Origin of the sequence: Bacillus sp. AM 13(2015) (genome assembly GCF_001518755.1) — a bacterium.
GTDB lineage: Bacteria > Bacillota > Bacilli > Bacillales > Bacillaceae > Bacillus > Bacillus safensis.
Genome location: NZ_LKCP01000085.1, coordinates 51013 through 65504 on the forward strand (window position 1 = coordinate 51013; position 14492 = coordinate 65504).

Here is a 14492-nt window from a genome sequence, read left to right on the forward strand (position 1 = left end):
GTGTATTCCCCCTTATATTTTCTGTATGTGTACTTGCTCAATCAATGAATCAATGTCATGTAAATCACTTAAGCCTTTCGAAAATGCGGTAGAGGCTCCTGTTGCAATGCCGTAGCGTAAGCATTCTTCAGGTGAATGTCCTTCAAGCTGTTTACTAAGAAAAGCTGCAAGCATCGCATCTCCTGAACAAGCTGTGTTTACTACAATGCCTGTCGGTGCGTTTCCTTTTAAGACGGCGTTTTTCGTAATGAACAAAGCCCCTTCTCCCCCGCGGGAAATAAGCACTTGCTCTGCACCCATCTCAATAAGCTTTTCTCCTGATTGAATGAGTTCTTTTTCTGACAGAGGATGTGTTTTGCCGAAAAAAGCAGCCATTTCTTCTTCATTCGGTTTTAATAAGTACGGCTTGTATTGAAGCGTCTCAAGAACCGCTGCAGAGCTTGTGTCTAAAATGAACTTGACGCTTTGTTGATGGCAAATAGCTGCTACTTCTGAAAAAATGCTGGCAGGAACGCCCTTTGGCAAACTGCCTGACATGATGAGGATGCCCCCCTGCGGGATAGCTGCAATTTTCTCACGAAAGGCGTGAAGCGCTTTTTCTTCAATCGCAGGGCCCTGGTTCACGAGCTTGTATTCTTCTGTCGTATTAATAAAAACATTAATGCGTGTAATTCCCTCAACCGAGATAAAATCGGTCTGAATAGAGAGATCCTTTAAGGATTGTTCAATATAAGAGCCTGAAAACCCAGCGATAAACCCTAATGCAGTGCTGGTGAAGCCATATTTCTTTAGCATAATCGACACGTTCACGCCTTTTCCATTCGGCTGATAATCTTCATCTTCCGTACGGTTGACTGCATTTGCCCGCATTTCTTTTAATGCAATATATAGGTCAATAGCAGGATTTAAGGTGCAGGTATAAATCAATTGGTTTCACCTTCTTTCTTTTCTCTAAAGAAAGTATCTCATACGATTCAGTGAAAATGTTTTCAGAATGTGTAAAGGTTTTCATGAGAAAAAGCCTTCCAGATCAAAGTCTCGAAGGCTTTCTTATTGGTTATTTCATTCGGATCACATAGGCATCGAGTAAAATGCGGGCAATGACATGGAGAGACAGGCGGGATCTGACTTCATAATCTGGGAAGAAAGATTGTTCCCCTTTATATCCGACTAGTGTCATATCTGATATTTTGCTTAATGTAGAATCTATTCTTGTCGTGACTGTAATAGTTGTCACTTGCTTCATGCTGAGATTTTGACACGCTTCAACGAGCTCAGACGTTTCGCCATTTAATGAAACAAAGATGGCAAGCTCACTTTTTTCAATGTCTCGCGATTTCAGCCGAATGATATTCGGATCGTCGTGTACTTCACATGTTTTCCCGATGAGCTGTAACTTGATGGTCATCTCTTTGGCGATCATCTCTGAGAAGCCTCTGCCGAAAATATAAATTTTGTCTGCATTATGTATTTTTTGAACGGCATCTTCAATTTGTCCAATACTTTGCAGCTGTATCGTCTTTAAAACCTCTTCTTCATTTTTCCGAATCGCTAGTTTGATGTCTTCATCAATATTCTTGAGCTGGTCGCTTGCATCTGTCATTTTCTTTTCTTGTTTCAATCGATATTTAAAGGATGTATAGCCATTATAACCAATTTTTTTCATCAGTCTGACAATTGTGGCTGTCGATACATTGGCTCTTTCGCTTAAAGTGACAATGGATAAGGTGGAGATATCCTCTAAATGCTGGTGAATATAATTGAGTAAATAACGCTCTGTTTCACTTAACGTTTGATATACATCGCTTGGGATGTTAAATAATGATTCGTTCAATTCGATTCCCCCTTACTCATTTCATACTATAATTAAATGCCCAATAAAAACAAGATGATTCTTTTGTCATGTATTTAGGTGCAAGGCGAAAATGAGTGAAATTTTATTTTTGACATAAACTAAGGAAAAGTTGTGTCTATGTGAAAGGAGCTGATCCGTATGCTTCATCTTTTGTTTTATCTGATCCTTCTCTATGTCGTTTATGTCTTTTTGACCGCATTTGTTTTGTTTTATTTACCGATTCAAAAAACATGCAAAGAACATTGTATCTATAAAGCCTCTTCCATCTCAGGAGACGATCAGGGCACAAATCAAGTGATGCTTCTTGACGATGGATTTGAGTCTGGCCAGGCCAGAATTCAAATGATTCGTGAGGCAAAGAGGATGATCCGTCTTAGTTATTACTCCATTCAAAAGGGAAAAACAGCCGAATGGGTACTAGGTGCTTTGATTGAAGCAGCTGATCGAGGGGTGAAAGTTCAGCTGCTTTTAGACGGCATCTGCCATAGTTTGCGTGGACCGCTGAAGCATTTAAGGTATGCCGTGGCAAATCACCCGAACATGGCCATTCGTTTTTATGAGCCCTTTCGGTTATTTAAGCCATGGACGTGGCATAACCGCCTTCATGATAAGCTGCTGCTGGCAGATGGCCGAGTAGCTGTCATGGGCGGAAGAAATATCGGTGATAAATACTTTGCAGATCAGCCGCCGAAAGACTTTGCATTCGACCGCGATGTGCTGCTTTATAACGACAAAAAAGGAAAAGTATTAGATGAAATGGAGCAATATTTCGTTTATTTATGGAATCATAACTTTACGAAAAAAACAAAAGCCGTGTTCTCCAAGCAAAAAGCAAAAAATGGCTTAAAACTAAGAAAGAAACTGCTTAGGTCCTATCAGGAGGCAGTGCGTACGAAAGAACCTTTTGTGATGTCGTCCTTTAATTGGGCAGCAGATACCACCTCAGTAAAACAGATTGCATTCTTTACAAATCCAGTGGAGCGCTTCAATAAGCGTCCTCTTGTACTGAAAAAATTAAACGATCTTGCTCACCGGGCAAAGCGATCTGTGCTCATACAGACACCTTATATTATCCCGACACGACCCATGAAGGAAGGCCTCACTCCATTAGCTAGCGAGATTCAAACAACAGTTGTCACGAATTCTCTGACAGCCACGCCAAATCCTTTAGCTTTTGCAGGCTATTTAAGCACGAAAAAGGAACTGATGAAAACAGGCGTTCATTTGTACGAATATGAAGGTCCGTATTCCATTCATGCGAAATCGATGGTCATTGATGATTATTTAAGTATTATTGGGACATATAATTTAGATGCGAGGTCTAGTTTTTTAAATACAGAGTCAATTTTGGTCATTGATAGTGCCCCGTTTGCGCTATCACTTACTCAGGCAATCGAACGTAAAATCGCCTATAGTATTCTCGTCGCGAAGGACAAAGCAGCCTATAAAGCGGACGCCTATGGGCAGAAAAAAAAGCCTTTGATGAAAAGGCTCCTTTTAAATGGTTTATCCGCGATAACCGTTTTATGGCGGCGGTTGATCTAAAGGGCAGCTACTCTTGTGGCAGCCCTTTTTCTTCTGATTGCTCTTCTTCTGCTGGTTCCAATTTGGTCAATTTAAACACCAAGATCCCTGCAACAATCACAATGACACCTAATAGTTTTGCGGGCGAAAATTCCACTTTCTCTAACCCAAGCCAGCCAAGCGAATCGAACAAAAGCGCGCAGCCAAGCTGTGAAATCAGGACAATTGAGATTCCATAAGTCGGACCAAGACGTTTGATTGCTTGAACGAGGCAGATGACCACCCCTACTCCAATGGCTCCGCTAATCCAGTACCACGCTTCCATATGTCTTAATTGAAACATGCCGGTTCCTTCTAGCAAAAGACCCATCAAAAGTGAAGCAATAAAGCCCATACCTAGAACGAGAGTGGTTGTTGACCAAGAGCCTGTCTGCTCATTGACCTTACTGTTAAAAATGGTTTGTAAGCTGACGAGTGCGCCAGCCGCGATGGCTAATCCTATTCCTATGATCATGTCTGAATCCCTTCATTTCTTCTATTCATAAATGTTGTGCTCGGCTATTTCTAAGAGCCCTTTCCGGTCAAGAATCGTAATCTCGCCTCTTTGCCTCTCTATCAGCCTTTTTTCACAGAATTGCTGAATCACCCGGTTAATATGACGATAGCTTGTACCAATTAAGCTCGCCGCATCGGTAAGACGAAGTGCGCTCGCGCTGTTATCACCTGTTAATACAGACAATAAGTAGCTTGCGAGCCTGACCTCTACAGGATATAAAAGGTGGAAGCTCAAATCGTTTGATTTCGTATAAAATTTGTTTGTAATCCCTTTTAATAAAAAGGTTAATATGCGGGGGTCATCCTTTGCATATCGCATGAGTGCTTGATGAGAAATCCTTAGCATATGTACTTCTGTGACAGCCTCCACTGTATTGACCATATCTGTCTGCTGAACGTATTCAATATCTCCAATGGCTTCAAGAGGATGTTTAAAACAAAGAATAAAGGTCTTCCCTTCCTTTGTGGTGGTGAAAATCTTTAATTTCCCTTTTACTAACAAGTACAAGTGCTCCCTCTGATCTCCCTTTGAACAAATCAGCTCACCTTGCTCATAGCGCCATAAGCTGACATGTGATATGAGTTTCTGATGAAAGACGTTTTCTAATTGATGTGCCTTGAGATAAGAAGAAAATAGACATTCATCATGAATCTCTTCCATCTGACGCCCTCCTTTATAGCTTTAAAATGATTACACCCGCGATCATCAATAGAATTCCTGCATAATGCGGCCATTTCATTTTCTTCTTCTGTACACCAAACCATCCTTTTGCATCGATTGCAAAGGTAAATGCCAGCTGTGCAATGAGTAAAGCAGCGATGGTCAGTGTGACACCGATCATTTGAATCGCAGTGACTTCATTAAAAATAATAATGGCTGCAAATGCGCCGCCTACTAAATAAAGCGGCTGCACCTTTCGATATTCTCGAACGTGTCCGTCACGTACGATCAGTAAAATGATAAGTGCGATAACAAAACCGGTCAGCTGCGTGATGGTTGCCGCCTGCCATGTCCCGATATCTTGGCTGATTCTTGCGTTTGCTACGCCTTGCAGTGTAATACAAGCGCCTCCTAATAAAGCGAAAATAACACCTTTCATTCGTTCAAATGCTCCTTCTTTTTTCAGTCTAATTCCATTAAATGATAGATGCCCTGATGTTGAAAAGGACATATGTCCCACTTTGCGTATTATATCAGAAACTTTTTCTTTTACAGTTTCATCGTTTTAGATTTTTCACAGTGGGTACAGTTTTATATCACCTGAAAACAGAACATTGAATGGAATCACATATAAAAAGGAGACATGTCAGAATGAGAAATCAAGAGAAACATTTTATTAACGGAGAATGGATCGCATCAACAGGAAACGAAACGACGAAAGTCATCAATCCTGCTACAGAGGAAGTCATTGGCACCATTAGTTTAGGTACAAAAGAAGATTTAGATAAGGCAGTCAAAGCTGCTCGTGCCGCCTTCCCTTCTTTCTCAAAAACATCTCGAAATGAACGCGTGAAGATGCTTGAAAACATTGTGCGCGGCTACGAAAAACGTAAGGATGAACTGATAGAAGTCATGACACAAGAGCTCGGTGCACCGCTGAAAGTATCAGAAGAGGTTCATTACAAAATGGGACATGAACATTTTTCTAAAGCAGCGGAAGCACTTAAATCTTATACATTTACTGAGGACCGCGGCGGGCATACCATTATAAAAGAAGCGATTGGTGTCAGCGGATTGATTACACCTTGGAATTTCCCAACGAATCAAACATCACTTAAAATCGCAGGTGCCATTGCAGCAGGTTCACCAGTTGTCTTAAAGCCTGCGGAAATTACACCTTTTGCCGCAATGATTCTTGCAGACATCATTGATGAAGCAGGCGTACCAAAAGGAGTCTTCAACCTAGTAAACGGAACTGGTGACGTCATTGGTGACGGCATTAGCTCACATCCTGATATTGACTTTGTTTCATTTACTGGATCAGGTGCTGTCGGCTCTAAAATAATGGAGAACGCTGCAGACAATATTAAGAAAGTGGCTCTTGAGCTCGGCGGGAAATCCCCTCTTATCGTCTTAGATGATGCAGATGTGGATGAGGCAGCCGAAACAGCCGTTCATCATATCGCGATGAATACAGGTCAAGTATGTTCCGCAGCTACACGTGTGCTGATTCCTGAATCAATGAAAGACGCATTTGAAAAAGCGCTGCTGAATGCCCTGCCGAAGTTTACAGTTGGTGATCCGCGAGAAGATCACGCCACTGGCCCGCTTGTCTCCAAAAAGCAATGGGATACCGTGCAGTCTTATATTGAAAAAGGAATTGAAGAAGGTGCTAACCTGCTTGCTGGGGGAACTGGGAAGCCGGACGGACTAGACAAAGGGTATTTCGCCAAGCATACTATTTTCACAAATGTGAAAAATGATATGACCATTGCACAAGAGGAAATATTCGGACCCGTCATGAGTGTGATCACATATCAAGACCTTGATCATGCCCTTGAGATTGCCAATGATACAGTGTACGGTCTTGCTGGGTATGTGGTTGGAAAAGATGAAAAAACATTAAAATATGTAGCTGAACATATTCGTGCTGGTCAAATTACCATTAACAATGCCGAAACAGATTACTTTGCCCCGTTTGGCGGCTTTAAGCAATCTGGTATCGGAAGAGAATGGGGCGACTTCGGAATCGAGGAATATTTAGAAGTGAAAGCTGTGATGGGACTTCCAACAGCATAATTTGAGAAAGGAGAAAAACCTTAGGGTTTTTCTCCTTTTTCATGATAGAAAGAATCTGCCCCTGCTCCCCTACTTATCCATTATGATGTGATATTTTTTGACAGTTGCTTTAGGAGGAGACGATTCTTGTAACTCATCAAACCAAACCTCAATCGTTTGACCCTGTGACAGCTTTTTAGAATCTACTTTCGTTAAGTCGATTATGATGAGATCGTCTTTATACTTATCAATAAGAAGTTGTGTATTCAATGAATCATCGCTTTTTAGAGGCGTTCTATTATTTATAAGAAGTAAATTTGTTTCCCCTTTACTTAGCAGTACGCCTTTTTTTGAAAAAGATGTTGTTGTTTTATTCTTATTGTATGAATCCTTTATATTGCCCTTTGGAGAATTGCACGCTGCTAATAAAATGAGAACAATCAAGAAGACAAGCCGAAAACATTTTCTGTTTTTAAATTTTAGCTGCATCAATTTTCATACACCCCTTTTCAATTCCTTACGATTGCTTCTTCATTCAAAACGGCCCCATTTTTCTTAAGGTGCTTTATACAGATAAGCGATTTATCTTCAAGTTTCTTCACCTTGCAAAGGTATTAGAAATCTTAATCATGACAATCAATATTATATATTTTACTTAATGGCAAACTTTCGGTAAAGTTCAAATTGAACCTATATATATAATTCCTATCGAATTAATCTATGTTTATATTCCTTGTGAGGTGGATATCGTTGCAACTTCATGTATTGAACAGTCCGTTTAGTCAGCAGCAGGCAGAACTGCTTAATCAGCTGCTTCCGACTTTAACAGATCAGCAAAAAATTTGGCTTACCGGTTATTTATCAGCACAGGCAGCTTTAACCGGATTAGAAAATACTGCCCAACCCCCTTCTCCTTCTGCTGCAGCACCAGCGCAGCCTGTCAGCAAAGATGTGACCGTGCTTTATGGCTCGCAAACAGGCAATTCTGAAGGGTTAGCAAAAAAGACAGCGCAGCATCTTGAAGAGAAAGGTTTTCAAGTGACGCTCTCTTCTATGTCAGATTTTAAACCAAATAGTCTGAAAAAAATAAACAATTTACTGATCATTGTGAGCACACATGGTGAGGGAGATCCGCCTGATAATGCCCTTTCTTTCCATGAATATGTTCACGGCAGACGTGCACCAAAGCTCGATCATTTAAGCTTTTCTGTCCTTTCACTTGGCGACAGCTCTTACGAATTCTTCTGTCAAACAGGTAAAGAATTTGATGAGCGTTTAAAAGAGCTTGGCGGAACGCGTCTTTTTGATCGAGTGGACTGTGACCTTGATTATGATGAGCCGTTTTCTGAATGGCTTCAAGGGGTGGCATCTTCACTTAGTGAAGGCGAAGCCGCAGCAACCCAGCAGGAATCATCAGGAGTAAACACTCAAACCGCTGCATCTGAATACTCAAGAACAAATCCTTTTTATGCTGAAGTGCTTGAAAATATCAACCTAAATGGCCGCGGCTCTAACAAAGAAACCCGTCATTTGGAGCTTTCTCTTGAAGGATCAGGACTTGTTTATGAGCCAGGTGACAGCCTTGGTATTTATCCAACAAATGATCCTGCGCTTGTTGATGAACTGATCACAACATGCGGATGGAATGCAGAGGAAACCGTCACCGTTCATAAAAACGGCGGCACGCTTCCTTTAAAAGAAGCACTCACCTCTCATTTTGAGATTACCGTATTAACAAAACCTCTTCTTCAAAAGATGGCGTCCTTTACAAAAAGCGAAGCCTTGCAGGCCCTTTTAGAAGAAGGAAGCGAAGAAAAATTAAAAGCGTATATAGCAGGGAGAGATTTAGTAGATGCTGCTCGTGATTTCGGTCCTTTTGAAGGAGCAGCGGCAGACTTCGCTGCGATTTTAAGAAAAATTCCTGCACGCCTTTATTCCATTGCAAGCAGCCTTAAAGCAAATGAAGAAGAAGTTCATTTGACGATCGGTGCTGTGAGATATGATGCTCACGGAAGAGAACGTCAAGGTGTCTGCTCAATCTTATGTGCGGAGCGCTTAGAGCCAGGTGATAAGCTACCTGTTTATATCCAGCACAATCAAAACTTTAAGCTTCCTGAAAACTATGATGCACCGATCATTATGGTGGGACCAGGCACAGGTATCGCCCCTTTCCGTTCCTTTATGCAGGAGCGTGAGGAAGTCGGTGCAGATGGAAAGTCATGGTTGTTCTTCGGTGATCAGCACTTTGTGACGGATTTCTTATATCAAACCGAATGGCAAAAGTGGTTAAAAGATGGTGTGTTAACGAAAATGGATGTGGCTTTTTCAAGAGATTCAGAGGAAAAAGTATATGTCCAGCACCAAATGAAGAAACAAAGTAAAGAATTATTCGAATGGCTGGAGCAAGGTGCCTATGTATATGTCTGCGGAGATGAAAAACATATGGCGCATGATGTTCATGATACCCTTCTATCAATCATCCAAGAAGAAGGTGCGATGAGCAAAGAGAAAGCAGAAAGCTATCTAGCCAACTTGCAGCAGCAAAAACGCTATCAGCGTGACGTGTATTGATTGAATGCTTGAGAGAAAGGAGCTTTTACTTACATGGTGAAGACAGCATTAACAGCGCCGGATGGACCTCCGAGCGACGTAGAGGAAATCAAAGAAAAAAGTGATTATTTACGGGGTACATTAAAAGAAGTGATGCTTGATCCGATTTCAGCGGGTATTCCTGATGATGATAACCGCCTGATGAAGCATCATGGCAGTTATTTACAGGATGATCGTGACCTGAGAAATGAACGGCAAAAACAAAAGCTTGAGCCTGCCTATCAATTTATGCTGCGCGTCCGCCTGCCTGGCGGAATTGCTACATCCAAGCAGTGGCTTGTCATGGATGAGCTTGCTCATAAATATGGAAACGGTACGTTAAAGCTGACAACTCGTGAAACCTTTCAGCTTCACGGTATTTTAAAATGGAACATGAAAAAGACCATTCAAGACATCCACTCTACTATGCTTGATACAATCGCTGCTTGCGGCGATGTTAACCGTAATGTCATGTGTACGTCAAATCCCTATCAATCAGAAGTACACCATGACGTATACGAGCTCGCCAAAAAATTAAGTGATGACCTGCTTCCGCAAACAAGAGCATATCATGAAATTTGGCTTGATGAGGAAAAAGTAGCGGCTACGCCTGATACAGAGGTTGAGCCGATGTATGGTCCGCTTTATCTGCCAAGAAAATTCAAGATTGGTGTGGCGGTCCCTCCTGCTAACGATATAGATGTCTTTTCGCAGGATTTAGGCTTCATTGCGATCATTGAAAATGATCAATTAGTCGGCTTTAATGTCGCGATTGGCGGCGGAATGGGCATGACGCATGGTGATACAGCGACCTATCCTCAGCTTGCGAAAGTGATTGGCTTTTGTACACCGGAACAAGTTGTAGAGATTGCCAAACAAGTGATCACCATTCAGCGTGACTACGGAAACCGTTCGGTGAGAAAAAATGCCCGCTTTAAATATACAGTGGACCGTCTCGGTCTTGAGAATGTAAAAGAAGAGCTTGAACGCCGCCTAGGGTTTACCCTTTTAGACGCAAGAGATTACCACTTTGATCATAACGGTGACCGCTATGGCTGGGTAAAAGGCATCAATGGCAGATGGCATTATACGATGTTTGTAGAAGGCGGCCGCATCACGGATTACGATGACTACCCGCTGATGACAGGCATTCGTGAAATCGCAAAGATTCATACAGGTGACTTCCGCTTAACAGCGAATCAAAATTTAATGATTGGAAATGTCACAACGCATAAAAAGAAACAAATCGAGCAGCTCATTCAGGAGTTCGGTTTATCAGCTGGCCAGCAGCACTCGGCACTGCGCCGCAGTTCAATGGCCTGTGTTTCTCTTCCAACATGTGGTTTAGCGATGGCAGAAGCAGAACGCTACCTCCCGCGCTTAATTGACAAAATTGAAGAGATTGTCGAAGAAAACGGCTTAAGTGATAAAGAAATCACGATTCGTATGACTGGATGTCCAAATGGATGCGCCCGTCATGCACTAGGTGAAATTGGCTTTATCGGGAAATCACCTGGCAAATACAATATGTATCTAGGCGCTGCTTTCGATGGCAGTAGATTAAGTAAACTGTACCGAGAAAATGTTGGAGAAGAAGACATTTTAAACGAGCTTGGCTCTCTTCTCCCCCGCTATGCAAAAGAACGTGAAGAGGATGAACATTTCGGTGATTTTGTGATTCGGGCAGGGATTGTAAAAGCAACAACAGATGGCACGAATTTTCATGTGCAATAAAAAAGACAGGGATCTCTCCTGTCTTTTTTTATATACTTTGTTTCCTTTTCAAGTATTCGCAAATACTTTTGTACACCTTCGGATTGTCTAAAGAAGATAGATCGGGTGAAGGCTGCTGCTCATACGCGCCTTTTAATAAACGCCGGACGATTTTTCCGTTTCTTGTTTTCGGTAAAGCTGAAATGAGATGAATTTCCTTTGGAGTGAGCGCTTTCCCCGCATATGAACCAACATGAGTTTTAAGCTCTGGAATGAGTGCTGCTTCTTCGAAAGAATGTGAACTTGTCACAATGAAACAAACAAGTGCTTCTCCCTTCACCTCATCCTTGACTCCAATCACAGCAGCCTCATGTACGGCTGGATGCCCGACAAGAATGGATTCAATTTCAGCTGGACCGACGCGTTTTCCTGCTGTATTAATGACATCATCCGATCTGCCCGTGATATGGAATGCGCCATCCTCTGATTGCATCACCCAATCACCGTGTGTCCACACCCCATCAAATCGTTTGAAATATGTGTCTTCATATCGCTCCGGATCTTTCCAAAATCCACATGTCATACCGACCCATGGCTTTTTCACAACAAGCTCCCCTACCTCATTCATCATGCTCTGTCCTGCCTCATTAAACACATCTGCCGCCATTCCTAAGATTGCCGCATTAAAAAGGATCGGTTTGATTGGACGAAGCAGCGTACTTCCTACAATACCGCCAGAAACCTCTGTTCCCCCTGAGTAATTTAAGAGCGGAATGTGCTTTTGACCAATTGTGTCAAAAAGCCATTGCCATGGTGCTTCATTCCACGGTTCACCTGTAGAAATGATGGCTTTGACATGCGGTAGCTCAATGTCTGCAAGGTTTTGCTGCATTGCAGAACGTACAAAAGTAGGTGAAAGTCCAAAATGGGTGACTTTTTGCTCGTGGATGAATGACCAAAGGTGCTGTTCATCTGGATAATCGGGAGCGCCGTCATATAAAACAATTGCAGCTCCATTGATCAAGCCGCCAAAAACGAGAAATGGCCCCATCATCCATCCCATGTCTGTGAGCCAAAACAAGCGGTCTCCTTTTGCAACATCCATACAAAGACCAGCATCAAAAGCCGCTTTTACAGGAAAGCCTGCGTGGGTATGAACAGCCCCTTTTGGTGTACCGGTTGTTCCAGACGTGTATAAGATCATAAGAGGATCTTCATTTGAAAGATAAGTCGTTTCACTTAGTGGTTCTTCTTTTAACAAATCGTTTAGCTTGATATCCTCTTTATATCCAGTAGGAGAGGAAGCGTGTACAATGACTGTTTTGACGGTCTTGGTTTTGTCGATTGCTTCTGCCGCACATTCCCGCATGTTGATCGTTTTTCCCCGGCGCGTCACGCTCGACCCTGTGACGACAATGCTTGCCCCCGATGCACGAATACGTACGGCAAGAGGCTCGCTTCCATAGCCAGAAAAAACTGGGCTAAAGATGACACCAATCTTTGCAAAGGCAAGCATGACGGCAGCCGTTTCCGGAAGCATCGGCATATAAATGACCGCCACATCCCCTTTTTGAATTCCCTTCTTCAAAAAACCAGCAGCGAGACGATTGACCTTTTCCTGAAGTTCGAGAAACGTCCATCTTCTTTCTTCTCCCGCTTCATTTCTCCAAATCACGGCTGGTTGATGCTGGGTTTCTTCATCTTCTGCCCATTTGTCAACAGCCGTTTCGACCACGTTGAGCCGGCCGCCTTTAAACCAATTGGGCCACATGAATGAATCTTGGCCTAATGCGGCTTCATACGGCTCCTTCCACACGGTGCCGACCGCCTTTTCAGCTTCTCTCCAAAACCAATCGGTATGCTCGATACTAGCTTGATAGAACGCATCGTAAGTAGAAAAACCAAGTGAATGCATCCATTTGTAAAGACGTGTTTGTTTCATCATCTGCTCTTCGGGGATCCACGCTGGTTTTTGGTTCATCATGAGGCCGCCCCCTTTAGACCGGATAAACCGGGTGTTTTCGTCTTGTAAATGTCATCTCTTTTGAGGTATAGGCTTGTAATCTATGACAAAGCTCATCTCGCAAATGGTCAAATGGGATGACACCATCGACAATCATTTCTGAGGCAAGCTCATATATATTCATATCTTCCTGGTATTCCTTGCGTTTCTCTTGTATAAATGCCGCCCTCTCTTCTACAGGCAGTTCGGCAATTTTATTCGCATAGACAGCATTTACAGCGGCTTCTGGCCCCATGACAGCAATTTGTGCTGATGGAAGTGCGAGACAGCAGTCCGGTTCAAAGGCTGGTCCTGCCATTGCATATAAACCTGCACCATATGCTTTACGAACAATGACGGATATTTTCGGAACGGTTGCCTCTGACATGGCGGAGATCATTTTCGCCCCATGCCTAATAATCCCTGCTTGTTCCACTTTTGTTCCGATCATAAACCCCGGTATATCCGCAAGAAAAAGGAGCGGAATATGAAAGGCGTCACATAGCTGAATAAACTTGGCGGCTTTGTCAGCCGAGTCATGGAATAAAACGCCGCCTTTTACCCTCGGCTGGTTGGCAATAAGACCGACAGGCTGACCATTCATACGGCCAAAGCATGTGATCAGCTCTGCAGCAAATAGCTTTTTGATTTCAAAAAATGATCCTTCATCAATGAGTAAATCAATAAGCTGATACATATCAAAAGGGGTATTCTGCCCTTTAGGGATGAGTTCTTGAATGGTAATCTCTGATGATTTAGGTGCTTTTTCGGCTGTTCGTTTTGGTTTTTCTGTATAATTGGCAGGCATGTAAGTTAAATAGGTGCGAGCGATTTGAATGGCTTCTTCTTCTGTTTTTGCTAAAATATCGCCGCATCCAGAAATGCTGCAATGCATTTTCGCCCCGCCCATTTCTTCAAGTGATACTTTCTCTCCAATCACCATTTCGGCCATTCGCGGTGAGCCTAAATACATTGAGGCATTCCCTTCGACCATGACGACGATGTCACAAAAAGCAGGAATGTAAGCACCTCCGGCTGCAGAAGGACCAAATAGTAAACAAATTTGCGGAATACGTCCAGATAGCTTTACCTGGTTATAAAAAATGCGGCCTGCACCTCTTCTGCCTGGAAACATGGCGATTTGATCGGTGATTCTAGCACCCGCAGAGTCGACTAAATACAGCATCGGACAGTTGAGTTTTTCGGCTGTTTCTTGGATTCTAATGATTTTTTCTACCGTTTTGACGCCCCATGATCCTGCTTTGACGGTAGAATCATTTGCCATGACGCAAACCGTCTGCCCATTCATCCGCCCCGTCCCTGTGACAACACCATCTGCTGGTAAATGTGCATCTTGACACTCGGCAAACATGGCATCCTCAATGAAAGAATTTTCATCCAATAACAACTGGAGGCGGTCACGGACGAACAATTTTCCTTTTTCTTTGTTTTTTTGATGGTATCGCTCGGCCCCGCCTTTGAGAATCTGCTGTTTTTTGAGTTCATATTCTTCGATCATACCCATTCCCCTTTCT

At 42.7% G+C, this 14492-nt stretch carries 12 protein-coding genes; 4 read left to right on the forward strand and 8 right to left on the reverse strand.

The annotated features are described in order from the left end of the window. Positions 1–12: 12 nt before the first annotated feature. Positions 13–927 carry a 1-phosphofructokinase gene (gene pfkB, locus AOQ70_RS16280; protein ID WP_059377360.1) on the reverse strand — a complete coding sequence of 305 codons (915 nt, stop codon included), beginning with the start codon at positions 925–927 and terminating at the stop codon, positions 13–15. 130 nt (positions 928–1057) lie between these two features. Further along, positions 1058–1834 carry a MurR/RpiR family transcriptional regulator gene (locus AOQ70_RS16285; protein WP_059377363.1) on the reverse strand — a complete coding sequence of 259 codons (777 nt, stop codon included), beginning with the start codon at positions 1832–1834 and terminating at the stop codon, positions 1058–1060. Positions 1835–1993: 159 nt separating this feature from the next. Here AOQ70_RS16285 and AOQ70_RS16290 point away from each other — a divergent pair, with 159 nt between their 5' ends. Further along, complete coding sequence (locus AOQ70_RS16290) at positions 1994–3400, forward strand: phospholipase D-like domain-containing protein (RefSeq protein ID WP_059377365.1); 1407 nt, start codon at positions 1994–1996, stop codon at positions 3398–3400. A gap of 7 nt (positions 3401–3407) precedes the next feature. Here the strand turns inward: AOQ70_RS16290 and AOQ70_RS16295 are convergent, their stop codons facing one another. Genes AOQ70_RS16295 through AOQ70_RS16305 form a run of 3 tightly spaced genes read right to left on the reverse strand, consistent with a single transcriptional unit; the run spans position 3408 to position 5034 of the window. Further along, a complete protein-coding gene (locus AOQ70_RS16295; protein ID WP_039179091.1) occupies positions 3408–3893 on the reverse strand; it encodes a DMT family transporter in 486 nt (161 codons plus the stop codon). Between the two features lie 21 nt (positions 3894–3914). After that, positions 3915–4595, reverse strand: a complete 681-nt coding sequence (locus AOQ70_RS16300) for a Crp/Fnr family transcriptional regulator (RefSeq protein ID WP_059377367.1) — start codon at positions 4593–4595, stop codon at positions 3915–3917. A 13-nt stretch (positions 4596–4608) separates the two neighbouring features. Then, the gene (locus AOQ70_RS16305) at positions 4609–5034 is read right to left on the reverse strand and encodes a DMT family transporter (protein ID WP_039183136.1); all 426 of its coding nucleotides are present in this window, start codon (positions 5032–5034) and stop codon (positions 4609–4611) included. A gap of 212 nt (positions 5035–5246) precedes the next feature. Here AOQ70_RS16305 and AOQ70_RS16310 point away from each other — a divergent pair, with 212 nt between their 5' ends. Beyond that, on the forward strand, positions 5247–6674 hold the full coding sequence (locus tag AOQ70_RS16310; protein ID WP_059377368.1) for an aldehyde dehydrogenase family protein: 1428 nt from the start codon (positions 5247–5249) through the stop codon (positions 6672–6674). A 69-nt stretch (positions 6675–6743) separates the two neighbouring features. Here AOQ70_RS16310 and AOQ70_RS16315 read toward each other — a convergent pair whose 3' ends face one another. Next, positions 6744–7142, reverse strand: coding sequence for a DUF3221 domain-containing protein (locus tag AOQ70_RS16315; RefSeq protein WP_231730896.1), 399 nt, complete (start codon positions 7140–7142; stop codon positions 6744–6746). 261 nt (positions 7143–7403) lie between these two features. Here AOQ70_RS16315 and AOQ70_RS16320 point away from each other — a divergent pair, with 261 nt between their 5' ends. Continuing rightward, on the forward strand, positions 7404–9224 hold the full coding sequence (locus AOQ70_RS16320) for an assimilatory sulfite reductase (NADPH) flavoprotein subunit (protein ID WP_059377374.1): 1821 nt from the start codon (positions 7404–7406) through the stop codon (positions 9222–9224). A 33-nt stretch (positions 9225–9257) separates the two neighbouring features. Then, the gene (cysI, locus tag AOQ70_RS16325) at positions 9258–10976 is read left to right on the forward strand and encodes an assimilatory sulfite reductase (NADPH) hemoprotein subunit (RefSeq protein WP_059377376.1); all 1719 of its coding nucleotides are present in this window, start codon (positions 9258–9260) and stop codon (positions 10974–10976) included. Positions 10977–11004: 28 nt separating this feature from the next. Here the strand turns inward: cysI and AOQ70_RS16330 are convergent, their stop codons facing one another. Further along, positions 11005–12939 (reverse strand): AMP-binding protein, encoded by a 1935-nt coding sequence (locus tag AOQ70_RS16330; RefSeq protein WP_059377377.1) that lies wholly within the window; start codon positions 12937–12939, stop codon positions 11005–11007. Between the two features lie 13 nt (positions 12940–12952). Then, entirely contained in the window at positions 12953–14476 is a 1524-nt protein-coding gene (locus AOQ70_RS16335; protein ID WP_059377380.1) for an acyl-CoA carboxylase subunit beta, read from the reverse strand. Between the last annotated feature and the right edge of the window lie 16 nt (positions 14477–14492).

Excerpts from the sequence above, each read along its gene's own strand:
- AOQ70_RS16290 (WP_059377365.1), top strand. The coding sequence starts at position 1,994 with ATGCTTCATCTTTTGTTTTATCTGATCCTTCTCTATGTCGTTTATGTC.
- AOQ70_RS16295 (WP_039179091.1), bottom strand. The coding sequence starts at position 3,893 with ATGATCATAGGAATAGGATTAGCCATCGCGGCTGGCGCACTCGTCAGC.
- AOQ70_RS16300 (WP_059377367.1), bottom strand. The coding sequence starts at position 4,595 with ATGGAAGAGATTCATGATGAATGTCTATTTTCTTCTTATCTCAAGGCA.
- AOQ70_RS16305 (WP_039183136.1), bottom strand. The coding sequence starts at position 5,034 with ATGAAAGGTGTTATTTTCGCTTTATTAGGAGGCGCTTGTATTACACTG.
- AOQ70_RS16310 (WP_059377368.1), top strand. The coding sequence starts at position 5,247 with ATGAGAAATCAAGAGAAACATTTTATTAACGGAGAATGGATCGCATCA.
- AOQ70_RS16315 (WP_231730896.1), bottom strand. The coding sequence starts at position 7,142 with ATGCAGCTAAAATTTAAAAACAGAAAATGTTTTCGGCTTGTCTTCTTG.
- cysI (WP_059377376.1), top strand. The coding sequence starts at position 9,258 with ATGGTGAAGACAGCATTAACAGCGCCGGATGGACCTCCGAGCGACGTA.
- AOQ70_RS16330 (WP_059377377.1), bottom strand. The coding sequence starts at position 12,939 with ATGATGAACCAAAAACCAGCGTGGATCCCCGAAGAGCAGATGATGAAA.
- AOQ70_RS16335 (WP_059377380.1), bottom strand. The coding sequence starts at position 14,476 with ATGATCGAAGAATATGAACTCAAAAAACAGCAGATTCTCAAAGGCGGG.